Here is a 19040-nt window from a genome sequence, read left to right as displayed (position 1 = left end):
TGACTTACGCCACTTGCAATTCTTGCACTGCTATTTGGTTTAACTTTTTATTCAATACGCGTTTTGTGCACTGACAGCATTTTCCGCATTGAGATCCAACCTTTAGCTCTTTATTGAGCTGTTGTAAGGTTGTAGAGCCATTCTCAATGGCTGCTTCTATTTGTGTATCAGTAACACCATGACAAATACAGATATACATAATTTATAGGTCGTTGATTGCTTACAATTGTGTAATTAATAGAACTACATAATAACCTTAATGGTAATTGTTATCAATAAGGTTTTTGTTGGTGTTACTATGTTGAGGTATTGCGTCTTTGCTGTACTGGGAATGTTTTTATTTCAAATTGTTGTATTAAATCGTTTTTTATTAAAATCTAGTTTTTAGATTCAATTAAAAAATTTAATTAATTAATGAGTGAGTAATAACCAAGAATTAACAGGAAGTCTTAACAGGAGGCATTGGCTGAACGTTATATTTTATGGATTACACATAAGTTAATTTTACTCGTTAGATCTTTATTCAGTCATTTAGCATCTCAGCATTAATGATATGCCAATTTTTAACCTGCTCATTAAAAAAGCCTGATTGTTGATAAGCTTTGGTTATTGTGCCGCGTTTTCGTAAGATTTTTAAACCTTTCTGTAGGGCATTAAACGTTCTTTCTCCATAAGGGTGCTTTTTAGAAACAATAATATGTCTACTGTCATTTAAAGCGATTTTCACTCCTTCTATTGCCATTATTTTGTACTGCTCCCCCTGATAGCTAAAAGGTTTGCTATGAGTAAAAGGGGCTAGCATGATATCAATCCAGCCTAAACTTACCAGTTTTGCCATAGAGACCCACTCTTCTTGGTGAATAAGCTTTTTAGGTTTTATTTTTGATAGCGTTTCCCAATCTACGGGCCAATGTTTATTTGACGTTATAGTTAACTGTTGTAAGTCAGCTAATGAGTTTATTTTTAAGGTGTTTACTTTTTCTACTGACGTATATAACCCTGCCCAGTACTCCCCTTTACGTATTAAGGGATCGGAGATATATATATCTTCTTGAAGCCTTTCAACAGAAGAAAGCCACATAGAATCAAAGTTAATTAATAGCAACCCTTGTTGTAATAGTCTTATGTTTCTTGAATCATAATGGCCAGTGGTAAACTGGAAGTTAAGCTCAATTCCACCTAACGCCAAAGCTTGTTGCACTAAAATAACTTCAATTACATCACGTTGTGCATGCTCGCCAGAAAAGTCATCTATTTCTAAAGGGGACTTACCCGCTAATATTTCCTGTGTATAGTCGTATATATCAGCTTCAATGGTGATATTAATAATGGGAGGGCTAGTAGCATAAGCATAGAAGTTAAATGAGACTAGCAGTAACAACATTTTAGTAGACATACGGCTATCTTTCAGAGGACTCTGTATCAAGTATAGCCTAAAGGTTAAATATTTTTAGTTTAACTCGAATTGTATTTAGAAAGAAAAAGGGGGACATCTTACTGAGCAGAAGGGGTAATAGAGGAGTATTTGTTAGTGTTTGTTATTTATAATATTAATAACAAACACTAAGTAATTGCTGACGTTTTGAACGGTTATAAAGTTTTTCTGTGGGGAATAACCGCGTTAGAAAAAATAATTCCAGCAACTAATGACATAAAGATTAAAAATGTTTGCGAGCCTAAATCTGGCACATTAAGCATGTGTTGACCAGAAACAGCGCTATTTAAACCAATGTAAACTTTAGAGCCCGGTACCAGTACAACCAAGCCAAGTAGGCGTACTATACTTGATGGTAAGTTCATAATACGTGAAAACAAATTACTGTATAAACCTAAAGCAAAGGCACCAACAAAAGCCCCTAAAGCGACACCTAAATATTCACTGGCCCATATGCTCCCACCAAAGGCAATATAACCTGAGATAATCCCCCAAGGCGCATCTTTTATTCGCACTCTAAATAAAATAACTAAGCAGCTACATAATGTTGTTACCGCTAACCACGAAGTCCATACGGGTAGTGTTTCTGGCTGAACAAAAACAGCTTCTCCCCATAGTACTTTACCTAATGCCATACCTAAGACTGCGCCAAAATAAAGTTTGAATAGCATCATCGCGCCATCCATTATACGTGCAGTACCCGACATTAAGTGCCGAGCTGCTAATTCAGAGAGTCCAACAGTAAGTGATAGCCCAGGGATAAAAACAATAATGGTTGATAGAATAACCATAGGGATATTTATCGTAGGATCATAAATAGAAATGAGCGAGGCTAACAGTGCCGCGACTAATGCTGATAGTGGCTCAAGTAATTCGGTCATTCTACGCGAACGTTCGGCCCACAATACAAACCCAAAAATAAGCCAACCGAGTAACGTAGCCCAAAAAACATCGTGCCAGCTGGTATGCATTAGCATAGCAAAAGCGCCACTAGAAGCGCCAAAAGCAACAAAGGTTAATAACGTACCATAAGGAGCAGGTTTATCTTTTATTTCATCTAATCGTTCAATCGCTTCATCTAAAGTTCGTTCACCATTGACGAGTTCATCAACGAGTTCATCAATACGTGCTAATGAACCTAAATCAACATCGCCAGGTTTAACGCGTATTAAGTGATTATATTGCTGAACATCTTCCTCATCAGATAAAATAAAGGTTAATGCCGTCGGGGTGATAATAAACGACGCACGAATATCAAGAAAGTGTGCTATCGATAATAGGTTATCTTCTAAACGGTAGGCGGTGGAGCCTAGCTTATGTAACGCTTTCCCTAAGCGAATGATAAAACGGCGTTTTTGGTGGAAATCATCTATTTGTGACATAGGAGTAAAGAGCAATTGCTGGTACTGTGTGCTATGGTAATCGATTTTACAAAATCACGATATAAAAAACTTATTTTATGATGAAAAGGAAATATAAATGACGTTATTAATAATACTAGCTTGTGTCTTTGGGGCTGTGGCGCTAATGGTGATTTTAGGTGAGCGTTTCGGTAGTCCTATTGATGAAAAGCAACAAAGTAAATACGGAAAAATTTTAGTGATTTTAGTCTTTATTTCATTAACTGCTGGGTTAATTAAGGCGATGTTCTAAAGTCAACTTTATTGATTTATAGCAATCAGGTAAAATTAGAAAATAACGACGCTTATATAATTTAAAGGCTTGATACCGTGCATGATTTGCCAATAGTAAACTTAAAAAATAATGTATCAGAACAAGAATGGCAGTTACGTGTTGATTTAGCAGCATGCTATCGTTTATTGCAAATGCATGGGTGGGACGACCTTATTCATACCCATATTTCTGTGCGTATACCTAATACTGAGCATGTATTGATTAATGCTTTTGGTATGGCATTTGAGGAAATCACCGCCTCCAATTTAGTCAAAATTGATATGGCAGGTAATGTGATCGATAAAGACTCGCCGTTTACCATCAACCCTGCGGGCTTCACTATTCATAGTGCCGTGCATGAAGTGCGTCATGATGATATTTGTGCTTTACACGTACATACCAATGAAACCATTGCTGTTGCCAGTTTAGCTGAAGGTTTATTACCTTTAAGCCAATATTCAATGTTTGCGCTGGCCTCAATGAGTTATCACGATTACGAAGGTTTAGCAGTAAACGATGACGAAAGATTACGCTTGCAACAAGACCTGGGCGATAAAAACTTTATGTTACTGCGTAACCATGGCGCACTTACCATGGGGAAAACTATTGGTGATGCATTTATGCATATGTACGACTTAACCCGTGCTTGCCAAGTTCAGTTACAAGTTATGGCTACGGGTATGAAACCTATTTACGCGCCACAAAGCATTATTGATGGGATTAAAGCGCAAGCCAATATTGTTCATAGCGGTGAAACTGGCGGACAAAAGGCATGGCCAGCCATGGTGCGTCGCGTTTATCGAAATGATCCTAACTTTGCCACGTAAAGCACAGTAAATCATAATTTTTAATTAGTACTACTATGTTTTTATATTCACTTTTACACCGACATTAATGGTTATGCAGAGCGTTGGTTAGTCTCTGCCTGATAACTTAATAATGTACATAACGACCGAGAATAAAATGAAAATTACCCATGTTGAAGTATTTGATATTCATTGCCCTAAGCGTACCGCTTGGAACCCTGTTTTTATTCGTATTCATACCGATGAAGGTATTAGCGGTGTGGGTGAGGCTGGGCTAGCGTACGACTGGGGTCACAGTGCCGCTGCGGCAATGATTAAAGAAATCGCTGAAGCGGTACTTATTGGTTTTAACCCTTTTAATACCGAACTGTTATGGTCACGTATGTTACGTGAGAGCTTTTGGGGTCTAGGTGGCGGTCCTGTACTGTACTCAGCCATGAGCGCTATTGATACCGCCCTTTGGGATATTAAAGGTAAAGCGTTAGGCGTACCTGTTTACCAATTACTTGGCGGTAAAGTGAATGATAAATTACGCACTTATGCAAGTCAGTTACAGTTTGACTGGGACAGCGACATTAAAAAACTTATTGAGCCTGCAGAATATGCCGAGGCAGCATTAAAAGCCGTTGCTCAAGGCTATGATGCGGTGAAAGTAGACCCTATTGTTTATAACCTAGACGGTAGTTCATCGTTCGATAGAACTAAGTTATTTACCCGTCCACAATTACGTTTATTTGGTGACCGACTACGTGCTATTCGCGATGCTGTTGGAAGTGACGTTGATATTATTTTTGAATCACATTCATTAATGGGCGCAGCCTCAGCAATACAAATGGGCAAAATAGTCGAAGAAGTTGACTGTATGATGTATGAAGAGCCAGTTAATTACTTAAACCCAGCAGTACATAAGAAAGTATCAGATAACGTTAATGTACCTATTGCTGGCGGTGAACGATTATATCACCGCTGGGATGTACGTCCTTATTTTGAAGATCAAAGTATTGATGTATTACAACCTGATGTTGGTTTATGTGGCGGTTTTACCGAAGCCAAAAAAGTATGCGATTATGCTGATGTATATGATATTCGTATTCAAGCCCATGTCTGTGGTGGGCCTGTAGCAACCGCAGCCTCGCTTCATTTAGAGACTGCGATCCCTAATTTCTTAATTCATGAACATCATACTTATGCAATTAAAGACTGGAACCGAGAGCTATGTATACAAGACCCACAACCGGTTGATGGATTTTTCCAAGTTACTGAAGTACCTGGAATTGGTATTGAATTAAATGATGACGTAGTTAAGCGTTCGCCGCACGTTACTATTAAGTAAGCTAATACGTTAACAGCATTCATTATTTTTTTACTTGATACCATTTAAGCGCATTGCCACAAAGCAATGCGTTTTTTTGTTGTGGGCTGCAAAGACTGAGAAAAGTACTGTTGGCTATAGTATGCCAATAATCGTGATAACTTTGCTGACTAAATAAACATAGCGGAAAATTACTGGCTAACATTACGCGCTTAATGCCAAATATATCAACTACACCTTCTAAACATTGACTAAGCCATTGCTCATTGTAATTTCTACTACACATCTCCCAACCTGAACATTTTATTACTGTGTTCGTCAATTCAGCTAGCGAGGCTAGATTTTCAAGCCACTGTTGCCAATGCTTTGATGATATATCCATGGGCGGAAAGCCACTATGATTAATAACGAACTGGGTATTTGGATTATCGTGAATAACCTTTACTAGTGCTTCGCGTGTTGCCTTGTTTGTATCGGCGAGCGGTAACTGCACTTCAAAAATCAGTGCGTATTTATTTAAGTTTTTAAAATTTATTAACGCCTGTTCATTGGTCAAAATAGCATGAGCTTGCTCGTCTAAAATATGTCGAACTCCAACGAGCGATTGATAAGAGATAAGCTTATTTAATGTTTCGATGAAGCGCTCTGATGTTGCTAGTAAATCAATGTTAGCGACACTGGCGAACGGTTTATTACAGCTTTGCTCTAAGTAATTGATTTCTTGCCAAGGCTCATCATTATTAAAGCCAGCTTCAATATGCACAAAGCCAGCTAACGTTAAGGGCGGCTGCAGCACTAAACTTTGTTCTGAAAAGCTATTGTTGATAAGCGCTTTGTCGGACCAAAATGGAGGGTTTTGGCTTTTCAGCCAATGGTAATCACCTTGAGTTAAGTCAAATAAATGTATATGTGGGTCGAATATTTTCATTGTTAGAGGAAATTACCTAGCTTCTCACGTATTAAGTTATTTATAACGCACTTCATATTAGTTCGGGGTTACTGAGCGGTATAACCACCGTCAATTACCTGCAAACTACCGGTAATAAATTTAGCGTTATCAGAGGCTAAAAATAATACGAGCTCTGCTACTTCTTCAGGTTGCCCTAAACGGTTCAGTGGTTGTAGTGCCGCTTCTTCGGCATGTACTTGGGTTTTGTCTGCTCCAGATTTATCGCAATAGTTATTAATGGCATTATGATATAAAGGGGTTTCAATGGTGCCTGGGCATACAGCATTGGCGCGAATGTTAAAGCTTGCGTAATCAAGGGCTGTTGTTTTAGCTATTGAAGCTAGCGCTGCTTTTGATAGGTTATAAGCAAAAGAGTTGTGTTTAGCAATAAGTGCTTGATCTGAGGCCATTAAAATAATACTGCCACTGTGCTGTGTTTTCATATGAGGTAATACAGACTTTATTGCGGCATAAGCGCCCTTAACATTTATGTTAAATACTTTTTCTAATGCTTCTTCTGAGGTATTTTCTATATTAGCTGAAAAGTGAATACCAGCATTAGAAACTAATACATCAATGGTATGCTCACTGGCAATATGATCAATTATGTTGCGTACTTGTGTGACATCAGTGACATCGCATTGGCAAAAGTCGCCAGTTGACGAAGGGGTCAGGTCTAAGTTAAATACGCGGTAATTATTTTCAATAAATAATTTTACTATGCTCAAGCCAATACCTGAGCTACCGCCTGTAATTACACATACTTTGGTCATTATTCTTCACTTAATTATTTTATCAATTTTTATCATTGCCTATGATACGCGCAAGACTAATTAACTTCCATTGTCTTCTTTTCTAGGTTTGCGTGTATAATAGTGGTAATTAGTTTAAAGAGGTTTTTTCATGAGAGCATGTGGTGTTGAATTAAAGGGTAATGATGCAATTATTTGTATTATGACAAAAGAAAATAATTTGTATGATATTCCTCATACGCGCGTACAAAAAATTCACCTTGATGATGCTGGTGATGCTGAGCAAATGCAGAAGTTTCAATTCACGTTTGCAAAGTTGATGGAAGACTACCAGGTAACTGATGTACTTATTAAAGGGCGTGCATTAAAAGGAAAATTTTCAGGTGGGCCTGTTGGTTTTAAACTTGAAGCGGCAATCCAACTGATTAGTGAGTTACAAGTAAACATTTTGTCGGCATCATTTATTAAAAAAGAGTTAACGAAGAGCCAAATTGATATTGATTTTCGTGATACAGGTTTAAAGCAATATCAAGAACAAGCATTTGAAACGGTTTTTTCTTATTTAGAGTCGCTTTAATTTATAAGATATTCTTTGGTGCTTGATTGAGCTTTTGAATGAACTGCTTTACTTAATGAACGGTTCAGTAGATATAAAAATGGCGCATATTAATGCGCCATTTTATTGTTAGCAAGAACCCTGTAATCAAACCTGTTACAGAGTCTTAAGAATAATTACTCTTCTTTATGCATTACCTCTAATACTTCAATTCGGGCTACTTTTACTAAGCCACTCGCTTTTAGTTTCTTACTCTCTTCAATTAAGTCTTGAGAGCCAGTCACTTTAAATACCGCTATTTTAGTTCCAGCATAAGCAGATACGAGGGTTAACCCTGTCTCTGAGCTAACATCACCTGCAGAAACACCTGGCTTTAATAATACAGAAATATTACCAGATAGTGGTGATACTTCATTGGTTAGCGTATTTCTCACTAGGGTGCCTTTTGTAACATTTGTTACCGGAGAGCTAGCGTTAACTAATGCCATTGAGCCTTTAGTTGCAATCACTATATCCGAGCTTGCAACAGAGGTTGGAATATAAGCTAAGTTTCTTTCTACCTTGTATGAGCCAAAGTCAGCTTTTTGCACTGTATGTTTAGTGGTGCTGCTTGTCGGAGTTAGTAAATCTCTGTCAGCATTGACTTGTGCTATTACTGATGTTGATAGAAGTACACTTGCTGTTAATAAAGCTATTTTGTTAAATTTCATAATTATTCTCCTACTTCTTGAGAAGTATTGCCATAAGCTCTAATTGCAATACCTTCTAAAATACTTGCTGATGCGTTATTAGTGTAGCCAGTAAAGCCCCAGTCACTTTGACCGCCGTCTGATGTTTGAAAGCTTTCGGCGCTTGTATCGAGTATGCGAATACTCCACTCACCTTTACTTGACTCACCATAGAAAGCATTTGAAAGAAATACACCATCTTTAAATATGTAACCTGGTTGCTCTCCATTATCTGAAGAGTATGCAGGGTAAGTAATTGCCTGTTTAGAAGAAAGTATTACACTCTTTGTACCAGAAGGTGATGTTACTTCAATCGCTAAATCCATACCTGCTGTTGTTTGCGTGCCATCAATTAAACCGTACATCATATCAACGTTACTGATATCAAACTTAAACTGCATTGCTTCTAGGTTTAATTCTTCTGTTACGTCTATTTTATAAACTAAGCCTTCAGCATCATTATCAGGAATTGCCATTGTCATGGCTGTTTCTTGAGCACCGTCTGCATTGGTTACAGCAGAGCCTGAGCCTATCCAGTCAGTAATCACTTGTTCACCTAAATCTTGAGAGTAAGCTTTAGCCATTGCTACTGCTTCACCTGCGTTAACACGACCGAAACCATATAAGTTGTTGAAATTGAATCCCGCTGCGTTTTCTATCCAACCTTGGTGAGCAACGAAGTCTGTATCGCCAACTTTGAAAGTAACTGCTTCATTTTCAGGATCGTTTTTAGTGCTTGTTGAAGCAAGAATGTGACGAACATCACGCCATGTTAGCTCTGGATTAGCTGATAAAATGAGTGATACAACTCCTGAAGCATTCGGTGCTGCAGAAGAGGTACCATTAAATGTTGAAGTATAGTTACAAGACACATTGTCGTCGTGACCAGGGAAGTTAAATGGGTATTGAGATTTAGTGAAATCTTCTCCGTAAGCTGCTGTCCATGCAGCAATAGAACGGCCGGTAAAGCCAGAGTAACCACTTAAACAAGTCATTTGGTCAGTGGTAACCATTGCGGGTGCATATCGGCCATATTCCCCCGATGGCGCAGAAACAAATACATTGGCACCTGCTGCGGAGTAACTGGTGTGTTTACCATCGGTATTTACTGCGGCAACACTTAAATAGTATGGGTGAACTTGACTTGACTCAAACGCCGCATTGTAACAAGTTAGCCCTAAATTATTAGCACCATTGTCTTCACATAATGTACCTTCATTACCATCATCAGCAAAAGAGTTACCGCTTGATTTCATTGTTACAGCGCCTTTACCATTACGAAGCATAAGGTTAGGGTAAGACTCTATTTCTTCATCTAGTTCAGAGTAGCTAAAATGTGTAGGCCACCCTAGGCCGTAACTACGGTTAAATACACCAACATTGTCGTGTTTTGAGATTCCGCTACCAGGGAAGCCATGAATTAAATAGTCTTTTTGAGGAACCTTATCTGTGCCTAAATAGTTCATGCCAATAAGGCTAGTATCAGGTGAAACACCTTGTCCACCTAAACCATTCCAACCTTTTGCAGCAATTAGTCCTGCAACACTAGTACCATGATCGCCGGTAATTGATGTAGGTGTTGGATCTGTTTTATCTAGTGAATCAATATTTAAATTAAGAGAGCGATTAGGCAGAACATTAGGTTCTAAATCTTCATGTCGAATTTCAAGACCTGAATCTACTACAACCGCTATAACACCTTCACCGGTGACGCCTTGAGCATAGGCACCTAATACATTGATATCTTCGTTAGGAATTAACTTAGCTTCTTCATCTTCGAACCAGCCATTAACTCTTTCAGTTGCCTCCTCTTCTGATTGTCCACGACCCACATAAAGGTCAACTAAGCCAGCTTTCATCTCATCACTTAATGCGTAAGCCTTTTGACCCGTATTTCTTAAGTGCCATTGTTGGTTAACTAAAGGGTCACCAGTAACCCCTGTAATTTCAATAACAGCTGAAGATGACTTTCCTTTCTCTGAAATAGTGTAATCTATTTTAGTATCTTCGCCTGTTAGAGGCGTATAGGTGAAATTTAACCCTTTTAACACTAAGACGCCGTGATTAAGTTTGTAAACACCATTATCACCGGTAATACTTTGTCCGTTTTCCATAATAGAAATCGCTAGCGTATTTACATTCACATTACCGGCATTAATGGTTCCTGTAACAGGGATCCATTGTTTCACATCATTAACCGTTACGTTATTCGCTATTGGTTGTTTATTTTCAGAGGTAGAGTTTTTTGAGTCACTACCACAACCGGCTAATGTAACTAAAATAGCAGTCGATAATATTGATAATTTCAGATTATTCTTCATGTTTTTCCTATTATTTTTATTTGGTTTGATTTGAATATAACGGAAATGTAAATACCTGACAACACAACGCTTACCTCTGATTCTCATTTATGCAACATAATATTTACACCTAAAGGTTTACGGGAAACGCCAGATGAAAAATATATTTAAATAGCCTTTTTTTTCAATGTATTAGGGTAGGCTCTGTTTGTATGGAAATTTAGTGTGCTGCTAATTTAGGCAAAATATTTATTTAATTACCTCCACGTTTTTAAAGGAAAATCGCTTTAGGTATATCTCCAAATTATTCACTTAAAAAGCCAATAGTTTAAAAAAACACAATAAAGGAGAAATATAAATCAGAGAAGTTAGTGTAAGGCGGGCTATTAAAATAAGAATAAAGCACTTATCTATGATTTTTTTACAGAGTAAGTGCTTTGATAGAATAAACAGCGTAATTATAACCCTAAAACGTCTTTGCCTTGTTTGAAGGTAATGTCTACAGGTATGTTAGCCGTTTCTAAACGCGCTAAATCAGCAGCTAACACTTCACCAATATTGCCACTTTTTTTAACTAATGCGTCAACACCTTGATAATCGCCATTACCTTGTAACGTCAAAATAAGCTCAGATAACGAGTTGATCGCGCTTGTCATTTTGTCCATATTGACACTATATAAACCTTGCTCATTTCGGCTAAATGCGCCTTGCTCTTGAAAATAATTAAAGCGTACCATGTTTGCTTTACCGTGAGCGGAGGTTGCGCCAAAACGAATTGAACGGAAGATCCCCGCCATAAAGGTCGTGTAATATTCTTCTAACTTACCTTCAGTAATTACGCCTTTCTCTAACAGCTGTTTAATCATATATAAGCCAAGAATATCAGCTTTGCCTTCTTCAAGTGCCGAAGCGTGCTCTTGCAGTGCTTGCCTTACAGGGCCTTTATCATTAATGGTGTTTTTAATGCCTAAACCATGGGCAACTTCGTGAAACATGGTATTGGCGAAAAAGCCCGTAAAAGTAACGTTGTTGCGCTGCTCGGGCACAATAAGTGTTTGTGCTATAGGCAGCATAATAGCATCAAACTTTGCTTGCATAGCGTTTTTTAACTGTAGACGTCGTGTACCTTTCTTTAACTGTACTTCCTCATCATTAGGTAAGTTAATTGCAATGGTTTTACCACCAGCGTTTGAGTGGCCAGCATAATAAACAACATCGTAAGCATTAAGGTCAGCATCTGAGCCTGGTACTTCGGCTTTGTATTTTTGAGCTACAGGTAAACCTTTTTGTAATTCAGGTAAATACTCCGCATATTTCTCGAGCTTTTTACTCCAAACCGTATCTTTGATTAATACATATGACTCAAAAGCTGCACGATAGCCATAAAGTTGATCTTCATAACTTTCTATTGGGCCAATAACTACATCAATTAAGTTATTTTTCATATCCATCCAAGCAAAGTCTGATACTTGGTACTCATCACTAAGTAGGGCTTGTGCGCGTAATGTTAAGTAATTAGCAAACTCTTTATCGTCAGCATACTTTGCTGCTTCCTTTAGTATCACTGCAGCACGGGTTAGCTGTTCATGATAAACCTCAGAGTAGGCGATAGTACTTAATGCTCCTTGTTCGTCTCTATGGATAATAGAATAGAGTCCTTTTTTATCTTCTATTGCGGCTTGTTCAAACTCAGCCTTAGTGATGTCGGCAGGATAAAACTCTGCACCAGGATTTTTGGGAGTGTATTGGCTAAGAAATACTTTATCACCATCAAGTCTATCCCAAGGGCCGTAATTTATTTCGGCAAAACGTCTGACTTTTTCATCATTGATACTAGCAAGAAATGTGGCTTTATCTTGCGCAAAGGCTTGTTGCCAAAATAAATCATCCATTATTTTAGAAGCATCTATTAATAACGACAGCATTCTCTTTTGGTTGCTTGATAAATGTTCTAAGTCAGCAGTTAAAGTAACTTCTTTATAAATATCGAGACGATTTTCAAAGCCAGCTAATAAGGTAACTGAAGCTGTATTTTGTTGTGTTAATGAGTTTTCAGCTGCTGAATCATCAGAGTTACAAGCAGTTAATGCAATACAGCTTATAAATATAGCCGTAGCAATTTTAGAGAAAGAGTTGGTTTTCATAGCAAAGTCCAGTAATAAACGTTTGTAGTGAGGTTAAGAAAAAATGTATTTAAGTGCAACTACCTAATAAGAGAAAGTAGGCTGTAAACTTATTGTAAGCGTAATAAAAGTCGGAGAACTAATTTTGAGATATAAAAAAACCGGCATAAGCCGGCTTTTTAAAGGTTTCCTAAAAACAACAGTAATTAAAGTGCTTTAATTGCTGCGTTTAAACGGCTCTTACTACGAGCAGCTTTGTTTTTATGGATAAGACCTTTAGATGCGTAACGATCTAAAATTGGTGTTGCAGCAGCAAGTTCTTTTGTTGCTACTTCTTTGTCACCAGCTTCAATTGCAGCGATTACTTTTTTAACTAAAGTACGCATCATTGAACGACGACTTGCATTATGTTGACGGCGCTTTTCAGATTGTGTTGCGCGCTTCTTAGCTTGCTTTGAGTTAGCCAAGGTGAACTCCTAAAGAATGATTATAAGCTTAAATTTAAGGCGAGAGAATATGCCTGTTTTTGAGCCGATTGTCAAATTTTTAATTACGCTCTTGTAAAAAAATGGGCAATTAAAAAAAGAATATAAATTATGCCTGAAATTTATTCAGGATACATTGTTGTGAACAGTCGTAAGTATACATTGTTTAAATAGGTAAAATCATCACATAATAGTGATTATTTTTAATTGTGCTTGGCAGCGCTTGGCGATGTTAGGCCACATACTTTACGTTGTTTCATTTCTCGGGGTGTTTTTTGAGTAAAAAGCTGATCAGATCAGGGCTAATTGTAAGTCTGATGACATTGATATCGCGTGTACTTGGTCTTGTTCGTGATGTTGTTATTGCAAATTTTATGGGGGCAGGTGCGGTATCTGATGTTTTTTTATTCGCCAATAAAATCCCAAACTTTTTACGCCGACTTTTTGCCGAAGGAGCTTTTGCCCAAGCATTTGTCCCGGTATTAAGTGAATATCAAGTAAAAGATGAAGAAAATGCTAAGCTCACTGGAACGGAAAATCAGCATGAAAAAACCCGTTTATTGATTGCGCAAGTATCAGGCACTTTAGGCGTTATTGTTACTTGGGTGACTTTATTTGGTATGTTGGCATCGCCACTTATTGTGATGTTATTTGGCTTTGGCTGGTTTATCGAGTGGTTTAATGATGCCCCCGGTGGCGAGCGATTTGACCTTGCGGCAAGCTTATTAAAAATTACTTTCCCTTATCTTTGGTTTATTAGTTTTACCGCACTTGCCGGCGCGGTACTAAATACAATGGGCAAGTTTGCGGTTGCCGCTTTTACGCCAGTATTGCTCAATATAGCCATTATTCTTATGGCCATTTATGGTTCGCCATATACACAAAGCCCTGCACATGCTTTAGCGTGGGGCGTTTTTTTAGGTGGTTTGATACAGTTTTTATTTCAACTGCCATTTCTCTATAAAGCGGGGATGTTGGTTAAACCTAAATGGGCTTGGCAAAGTGAAGGCGTACAAAAAATTCGTAAGCTAATTATTCCTGCCTTGTTTGGTGTCTCGGTAACACAGATTAATTTGTTGTTTGATACATTGATTGCCAGTTTTTTAGCCTTTGGCTCTATTAGTTGGCTTTATTATGCTGATCGGATGTTGGAGTTTCCTTTAGGGCTTTTTGGAATTGGTATTGCAACGGTAATTTTGCCGAGTTTAGCTAAATTACATAGTAATAATAGCCCGAAAGAATTTACCGCCACGCTCGATTGGGGAATTAAAATTATTTGCCTATTTGGCTGGCCAGCCTTTGCAGGGCTTATGATATTGGCTCAGCCTATTATTATGCTACTGTTTATGCGCGGAGAATTCACGCAAACTGATGTTTTACAAGTCACTATGGCACTTTTCGCTTACCTTTCAGGCTTGCTTAGTTTTATGTTTATTAAAATTTTAGCACCGGGGTTTTACGCAAGACAAGATACAAAAACACCCGTTAAAATAGGGATTATCGCTATGGTCGCTAATATGTTTTTTAATTTGATGTTAGCGCCATTTTTAGGTTTTGTTGGTTTAGCGCTAGCGACTACGTTATCGGCAACTTTAAATGCTTATTTGCTGTATCGCGGGTTAAAAGCGCAAGGGGTTTATCAGCTATCAAATAAAACATTAGTATTTATTGGTAAATTAGTACTCAGTGCTGGAGTTATGGCGTTAGTGGTTGCTCAGCTTTCTGGTGATTTTAATGTGTGGGTTGCTATGACATTTGCTGAACGACTTCAACAGGTTACCTTATGTATTGTTGCAGGAGCGTTAAGTTATCTTGCTGCTATTACATTACTTGGAGTGCGGATGAATGATTTCAAGGTGAGTAACCAGTAAAATTATGTTGAAATAAAACACTCAAGGTACTGATTATTCAAACTCGCTGGTATATAATTCGTCGATTTATTTTTAAGTATTAATTTATCTTCTATTGAAGTCAGGTTTGATTACTCGATGCAGCTAGTTCGCGGTATACATAATATTCAAGCAGAGCATCACGGCTGTGTGTTAACTATTGGTAACTTTGATGGTGTGCATTTAGGGCATCAGCAGGTTATTAAAGCATTAGTTGAAAAAGCGCGTGCATTGAACTGTGTGGCCGCTGTGTTAGTTTTTGAGCCACAACCACAAGAGCTATTTTCACCTAAAAATGCGCCTGCTAGGTTGTGTCGATTAAGAGATAAATATACTTTGCTTGCTAAGTTGGGCGTAGAGCGTCTGATATGTGTTAATTTTACTAGAGCTTTTGCAAGCCAAACTGCAGAGCACTTTATTGAGCAGTTATTAGTAAATAAGTTAGGTATTAGACATTTAATTGTTGGTGATGACTTTCACTTTGGTAAAAATCGCGTTGGCAATTTTGATATGTTGCGACAGGCTGGGAAGCAGTTTGGTTTTGATGTAAGTGACACCCAAAGCTATAAAATGGCTGATTGCCGTATCAGCTCTACCGCTATTCGCAGTGCCTTAGAGCAAAATAAACTGGACGATGTCCGTTACATGCTTGGTCGAGAGTATGCGATTATTGGACGTGTTTTTCATGGCGATAAGCGTGGGCGTCAATTAGGCTTTCCAACGGCAAATGTTTTACTCAAAAGACGAGTATCGCCTTTAAATGGTGTTTATGCGGTTAATGTAAATACCGAAAAAGGATTATTTGGCGGCGTTGCCAATATTGGTGCTAGACCAACCGTTAATGGTATTAGACAACAGCTTGAAGTGCATTTGTTTGATTTTAGTGATGATTTATACGGACAATGTATTGAAGTAATTATTAAAAAGAAACTTCGTTCAGTAATGAAGTTTGATACGCTTGAGGCATTAACGGCGCAAATTAGCCAAGACAGTGAGCAAGCAAAAAAAGCCTTAAGTTAACACGTTATTATTTTACTTAAGCCTACGTTAATAGCGTAGCATGACAAAATTCATAAATTAAACAGTTATAAACTCGGTTGGTATTTATAACTATACATTATAACTATCAACCAATATTAAACGGATAATGATTTAGATGAGCGATTACAAACATACTCTTAACTTGCCAGATACTTCTTTCGCGATGAAAGGAAACATGGCAAACCGTGAACCCAATATGCTTAAAGACTGGGCGTCAAAAGATCTTTATGCAAAAATTCGTGCTGCTAAAAAAGGTAAAAAATCTTTTATTTTGCATGATGGTCCTCCGTATGCAAATGGTAATATTCATTTAGGTCATGCTGTAAATAAAATTTTAAAAGATATTATTGTTAAGTCAAAAACCTTGTCTGACTTTAACTCACCTTTTGTACCTGGTTGGGATTGTCATGGTTTACCTATTGAACTTATGGTCGAGAAAAAAGTTGGTAAGCCAGGCCATAAAATTAGTGCTAGCGATTTTCGTAAAAAGTGTCGTGAATATGCCGCTAAGCAAGTTAATGGTCAACGTGAAGATTTTAAGCGTTTAGGTATTTTTGCTGACTGGGAAAAACCTTACTTAACGATGGATTTTGATACTGAAGCTAATATTATTCGTTCATTAGGTAAAATTGCTGAAAATGGTCACTTGCATCAGGGCTTTAAACCCGTGCATTGGTGTACAGATTGTGGTTCGTCTTTGGCGGAAGCTGAGGTTGAATACAAAGATAAGCAATCTCCTGCGATCGATGTCAAATTTACCATTAATGACCCAGCGGTTGCTGATAAGTTCTCTTTACTTGATACTCAAGCGGGTGAAGGTGATATTGGCATTGTTATTTGGACAACTACGCCTTGGACATTGCCTGCTAACCGTGCGATTTCAGTACACCCAGATGTTGAATATAGCTTAGTTCAGTGTGAAATTGATGGCCAAAAACAACGTTTAATTTTTGCTACAGATTTAGTTAGCTCTTGTATGGAACGTTTTGGTTTTGAGAACTTTCAAACACTGGGCTTATGTAAAGGTAATGAACTTGAACTAGTACAATGCCAGCATCCACTTTATGACTTCACAGTGCCTGTTATTTTAGGTGATCATGTAACTACTGATTCAGGTACTGGTTGTGTACATACGGCACCTGGACATGGTGTAGAAGATTTCGTGGTTGGTAAATTATATAACCTTGAAGTGGCGAACCCTGTAGGCGCAAACGGTGTATATCTTGAAGATACTCCATTAGTTGCCGGGCAACATGTTTTCAAAGCTAATGCTAGTATTGTTGAGTTATTGAAAGAAAAAGGTGCTTTAGTACATCATCACGCTTTAGAGCATTCTTATCCACATTGCTGGCGTCATAAAACACCATTGATTTTCCGTGCTACACCGCAGTGGTTTATCAGCATGGATAATAAAGGCTTACGTCAAGACTCGTTAAATGAAATTGAAAAAACACAGTGGATTCCTGATTGGGGGCAACGCCGAATAGAGTCTATGGTTGAAGGTCGTCCCGATTGGTGTATTTCACGTCAACGTACCTGGGGCGTGCCTATGGCATTATTCATTCATCAAGATACAGGCGCATTACACCCACGTAGTATTGAACTGATTGAAGAAGTTGCTCAGCGCGTAGAAAAAGAAGGCATTCAAGCATGGTTCGATTTAGAGCCGAGTGAACTTATCGGTGATGACGCTAAAGAATATATAAAAGTACCTGACACCTTAGATGTATGGTTTGATTCGGGCACTACCCATGAGTCTGTTATTAATGCACGTGAAGAGTTTGACGGTATTGCTGATTTATACCTTGAAGGCTCAGATCAACATCGTGGTTGGTTCATGTCATCTATGATTTCATCAGTCGCTATGAATGGTAAGGCTCCGTATAAGCAAGTACTTACTCACGGTTTTACTGTTGATGTTAAAGGTCACAAAATGTCTAAGTCATTAGGCAATGTGGTAGAGCCATCAAGTATTACTAAAACCTTAGGTGCTGATATTTTACGCCTTTGGACTGCATCGGTTAACTATACACAAGAAATTACTGTGTCAGATGAAATATTTAAACGTCAAGCTGATGCGTACCGTCGTATCCGTAATACCTCACGTTTCTTACTATCTAACTTAAATGGTTTTGAGCCAGCTAATCACACCGTAGCTTTTGATGACATGGTAGCACTTGACCGTTGGGTTGTTGATAAAGCGGCACGTTTACAAGAAGAAATCATTAGCGCTTACGATGAGTATGAGTTCCATGTTGTGGTACATAAGCTTATGAACTTCTGTACAAACGAGCTTGGTGGTTTTTATTTAGATATTATTAAAGACAGACAATATACCGCTAAAAGCGATTCAAACGCGCGTCGCTCATGTCAAACGGCTATGTACTTAATTGCGGAAGCTATGACAGCTTGGATGGCTCCTATTTTGTCATTTACCGCGCAAGAAATTTGGCAAGCATTACCAGCGCCAGCAGAAGGTGAGCGAGATGAGTTTGTATTTACGGGTGTTTGGTTTGATGGTTTAGTGACTATGCCTGAAGGTAGTGAGTTAGGTAATGAATACTGGACTGAATTGTTGCAAGTGCGTAGTGAAGTAAACCGAACACTAGAGCTAGCTCGTAAAGAAAAAGTTGTAGGTAAAGCACTAGAAGCGCAAGTGACCTTATTTGCAACTTCAGCACTAGCTAAAAAATTAACTTTGTTAGGTGATGAACTTCGTTTTGTGCTTATTACTTCTAGTGCGACTATTGAAGAAGTGTCACAAGCACCAGAAGGTGCTACTGCCACTGAAGTTGAAGGGTTATGGGTTAGTGTTTCAGCAGCTGAAGGCGATAAATGTGATCGTTGTTGGCACGTTACCGCTGATATTGGCGCTAACGAAAAGCACCCAGAGCTATGTGGTCGTTGTATCACTAATGTTGATGGCGAAGGCGAAGTACGTCAATTCGCTTAATTTACTGCTAAATAAAAGCCACGACAGTATTGTCGTG

At 38.2% G+C, this 19040-nt stretch carries 16 protein-coding genes; 7 read left to right on the top strand and 9 right to left on the bottom strand.

All coding sequences use genetic code 11. The features are described 5' to 3' along the window. Positions 1 to 4 precede the first annotated feature (4 nt). The 3 genes from ABD005_RS00180 to ABD005_RS00170 form a co-directional block, all read right to left on the bottom strand. Positions 5 to 199, bottom strand: a complete 195-nt coding sequence (locus ABD005_RS00180) for a (2Fe-2S)-binding protein (protein WP_215979533.1) — start codon at positions 197 to 199, stop codon at positions 5 to 7. Positions 200 to 523: 324 nt separating this feature from the next. Next, positions 524 to 1396 (bottom strand): hypothetical protein, encoded by an 873-nt coding sequence (locus ABD005_RS00175; protein ID WP_252738832.1) that lies wholly within the window; start codon positions 1394 to 1396, stop codon positions 524 to 526. A gap of 194 nt (positions 1397 to 1590) precedes the next feature. Then, a complete protein-coding gene (locus ABD005_RS00170) occupies positions 1591 to 2817 on the bottom strand; it encodes a threonine/serine exporter family protein (RefSeq protein ID WP_215979532.1) in 1227 nt (408 codons plus the stop codon). Positions 2818 to 2914: 97 nt separating this feature from the next. Here ABD005_RS00170 and ABD005_RS00165 point away from each other — a divergent pair, with 97 nt between their 5' ends. The 3 genes from ABD005_RS00165 to ABD005_RS00155 all read left to right on the top strand — a co-directional run bounded on the left by ABD005_RS00165 (position 2915) and on the right by ABD005_RS00155 (position 5248). Continuing rightward, positions 2915 to 3088: a hypothetical protein gene (locus ABD005_RS00165; RefSeq protein ID WP_215979531.1), complete on the top strand. Its 174-nt coding sequence runs from the start codon at positions 2915 to 2917 to the stop codon at positions 3086 to 3088. Positions 3089 to 3165: 77 nt separating this feature from the next. After that, the gene (locus ABD005_RS00160; RefSeq protein WP_343813484.1) at positions 3166 to 3936 is read left to right on the top strand and encodes a class II aldolase/adducin family protein; all 771 of its coding nucleotides are present in this window, start codon (positions 3166 to 3168) and stop codon (positions 3934 to 3936) included. Between the two features lie 136 nt (positions 3937 to 4072). Further along, positions 4073 to 5248 carry a mandelate racemase/muconate lactonizing enzyme family protein gene (locus ABD005_RS00155; RefSeq protein ID WP_215979529.1) on the top strand — a complete coding sequence of 392 codons (1176 nt, stop codon included), beginning with the start codon at positions 4073 to 4075 and terminating at the stop codon, positions 5246 to 5248. A gap of 22 nt (positions 5249 to 5270) precedes the next feature. Here the strand turns inward: ABD005_RS00155 and ABD005_RS00150 are convergent, their stop codons facing one another. Together ABD005_RS00150 and ABD005_RS00145 are read right to left on the bottom strand one after the other, a co-directional pair. After that, positions 5271 to 6155, bottom strand: a complete 885-nt coding sequence (locus ABD005_RS00150) for an amidohydrolase family protein (RefSeq protein WP_343813479.1) — start codon at positions 6153 to 6155, stop codon at positions 5271 to 5273. A 68-nt stretch (positions 6156 to 6223) separates the two neighbouring features. Continuing rightward, positions 6224 to 6949: an SDR family NAD(P)-dependent oxidoreductase gene (locus tag ABD005_RS00145; RefSeq protein WP_343813476.1), complete on the bottom strand. Its 726-nt coding sequence runs from the start codon at positions 6947 to 6949 to the stop codon at positions 6224 to 6226. A 130-nt stretch (positions 6950 to 7079) separates the two neighbouring features. On the opposite strand from ABD005_RS00145, the gene ABD005_RS00140 reads away from it, so the two are divergent. After that, positions 7080 to 7505: a DUF3010 family protein gene (locus ABD005_RS00140; RefSeq protein ID WP_343813473.1), complete on the top strand. Its 426-nt coding sequence runs from the start codon at positions 7080 to 7082 to the stop codon at positions 7503 to 7505. Positions 7506 to 7660: 155 nt separating this feature from the next. Here ABD005_RS00140 and ABD005_RS00135 read toward each other — a convergent pair whose 3' ends face one another. From ABD005_RS00135 to rpsT, 4 genes are all read right to left on the bottom strand, one after another. Continuing rightward, positions 7661 to 8194, bottom strand: a complete 534-nt coding sequence (locus ABD005_RS00135; protein WP_343813470.1) for a hypothetical protein — start codon at positions 8192 to 8194, stop codon at positions 7661 to 7663. Between the two features lie 2 nt (positions 8195 to 8196). Further along, positions 8197 to 10533: a S8 family serine peptidase gene (locus ABD005_RS00130; RefSeq protein ID WP_343813467.1), complete on the bottom strand. Its 2337-nt coding sequence runs from the start codon at positions 10531 to 10533 to the stop codon at positions 8197 to 8199. A 437-nt stretch (positions 10534 to 10970) separates the two neighbouring features. Then, positions 10971 to 12656 carry a dipeptidyl-peptidase 3 family protein gene (locus ABD005_RS00125; protein ID WP_343813464.1) on the bottom strand — a complete coding sequence of 562 codons (1686 nt, stop codon included), beginning with the start codon at positions 12654 to 12656 and terminating at the stop codon, positions 10971 to 10973. A 185-nt stretch (positions 12657 to 12841) separates the two neighbouring features. Then, the gene (rpsT, locus tag ABD005_RS00120; protein WP_215979521.1) at positions 12842 to 13102 is read right to left on the bottom strand and encodes a 30S ribosomal protein S20; all 261 of its coding nucleotides are present in this window, start codon (positions 13100 to 13102) and stop codon (positions 12842 to 12844) included. Between the two features lie 293 nt (positions 13103 to 13395). On the opposite strand from rpsT, the gene murJ reads away from it, so the two are divergent. From murJ to ileS, 3 genes are all read left to right on the top strand, one after another. Continuing rightward, complete coding sequence (murJ, locus tag ABD005_RS00115; RefSeq protein ID WP_343813460.1) at positions 13396 to 14991, top strand: murein biosynthesis integral membrane protein MurJ; 1596 nt, start codon at positions 13396 to 13398, stop codon at positions 14989 to 14991. Between the two features lie 117 nt (positions 14992 to 15108). Further along, the gene (gene ribF / locus ABD005_RS00110) at positions 15109 to 16029 is read left to right on the top strand and encodes a bifunctional riboflavin kinase/FAD synthetase (RefSeq protein ID WP_215979519.1); all 921 of its coding nucleotides are present in this window, start codon (positions 15109 to 15111) and stop codon (positions 16027 to 16029) included. Between the two features lie 136 nt (positions 16030 to 16165). Beyond that, positions 16166 to 19003: an isoleucine--tRNA ligase gene (gene ileS / locus ABD005_RS00105; RefSeq protein ID WP_343813455.1), complete on the top strand. Its 2838-nt coding sequence runs from the start codon at positions 16166 to 16168 to the stop codon at positions 19001 to 19003. Positions 19004 to 19040 lie beyond the last annotated feature (37 nt).

The organism is Colwellia asteriadis, assembly GCF_039523295.1.
Lineage (GTDB): Bacteria > Pseudomonadota > Gammaproteobacteria > Enterobacterales > Alteromonadaceae > Colwellia > Colwellia asteriadis.
This window is presented reverse-complemented; position numbering and strand designations above follow the sequence as displayed.

Bases quoted from the DNA above. Each gene is read 5' to 3' on its own strand.
- ABD005_RS00180 (WP_215979533.1), bottom strand. From the start codon at position 199: ATGTATATCTGTATTTGTCATGGTGTTACTGATACACAAATAGAAGCA.
- ABD005_RS00175 (WP_252738832.1), bottom strand. From the start codon at position 1,396: ATGTCTACTAAAATGTTGTTACTGCTAGTCTCATTTAACTTCTATGCT.
- ABD005_RS00170 (WP_215979532.1), bottom strand. From the start codon at position 2,817: ATGTCACAAATAGATGATTTCCACCAAAAACGCCGTTTTATCATTCGC.
- ABD005_RS00165 (WP_215979531.1), top strand. From the start codon at position 2,915: ATGACGTTATTAATAATACTAGCTTGTGTCTTTGGGGCTGTGGCGCTA.
- ABD005_RS00155 (WP_215979529.1), top strand. From the start codon at position 4,073: ATGAAAATTACCCATGTTGAAGTATTTGATATTCATTGCCCTAAGCGT.
- ABD005_RS00150 (WP_343813479.1), bottom strand. From the start codon at position 6,155: ATGAAAATATTCGACCCACATATACATTTATTTGACTTAACTCAAGGT.
- ABD005_RS00145 (WP_343813476.1), bottom strand. From the start codon at position 6,949: ATGACCAAAGTATGTGTAATTACAGGCGGTAGCTCAGGTATTGGCTTG.
- ABD005_RS00140 (WP_343813473.1), top strand. From the start codon at position 7,080: ATGAGAGCATGTGGTGTTGAATTAAAGGGTAATGATGCAATTATTTGT.
- ABD005_RS00135 (WP_343813470.1), bottom strand. From the start codon at position 8,194: ATGAAATTTAACAAAATAGCTTTATTAACAGCAAGTGTACTTCTATCA.
- ABD005_RS00130 (WP_343813467.1), bottom strand. From the start codon at position 10,533: ATGAAGAATAATCTGAAATTATCAATATTATCGACTGCTATTTTAGTT.
- ABD005_RS00125 (WP_343813464.1), bottom strand. From the start codon at position 12,656: ATGAAAACCAACTCTTTCTCTAAAATTGCTACGGCTATATTTATAAGC.
- ribF (WP_215979519.1), top strand. From the start codon at position 15,109: ATGCAGCTAGTTCGCGGTATACATAATATTCAAGCAGAGCATCACGGC.
- ileS (WP_343813455.1), top strand. From the start codon at position 16,166: ATGAGCGATTACAAACATACTCTTAACTTGCCAGATACTTCTTTCGCG.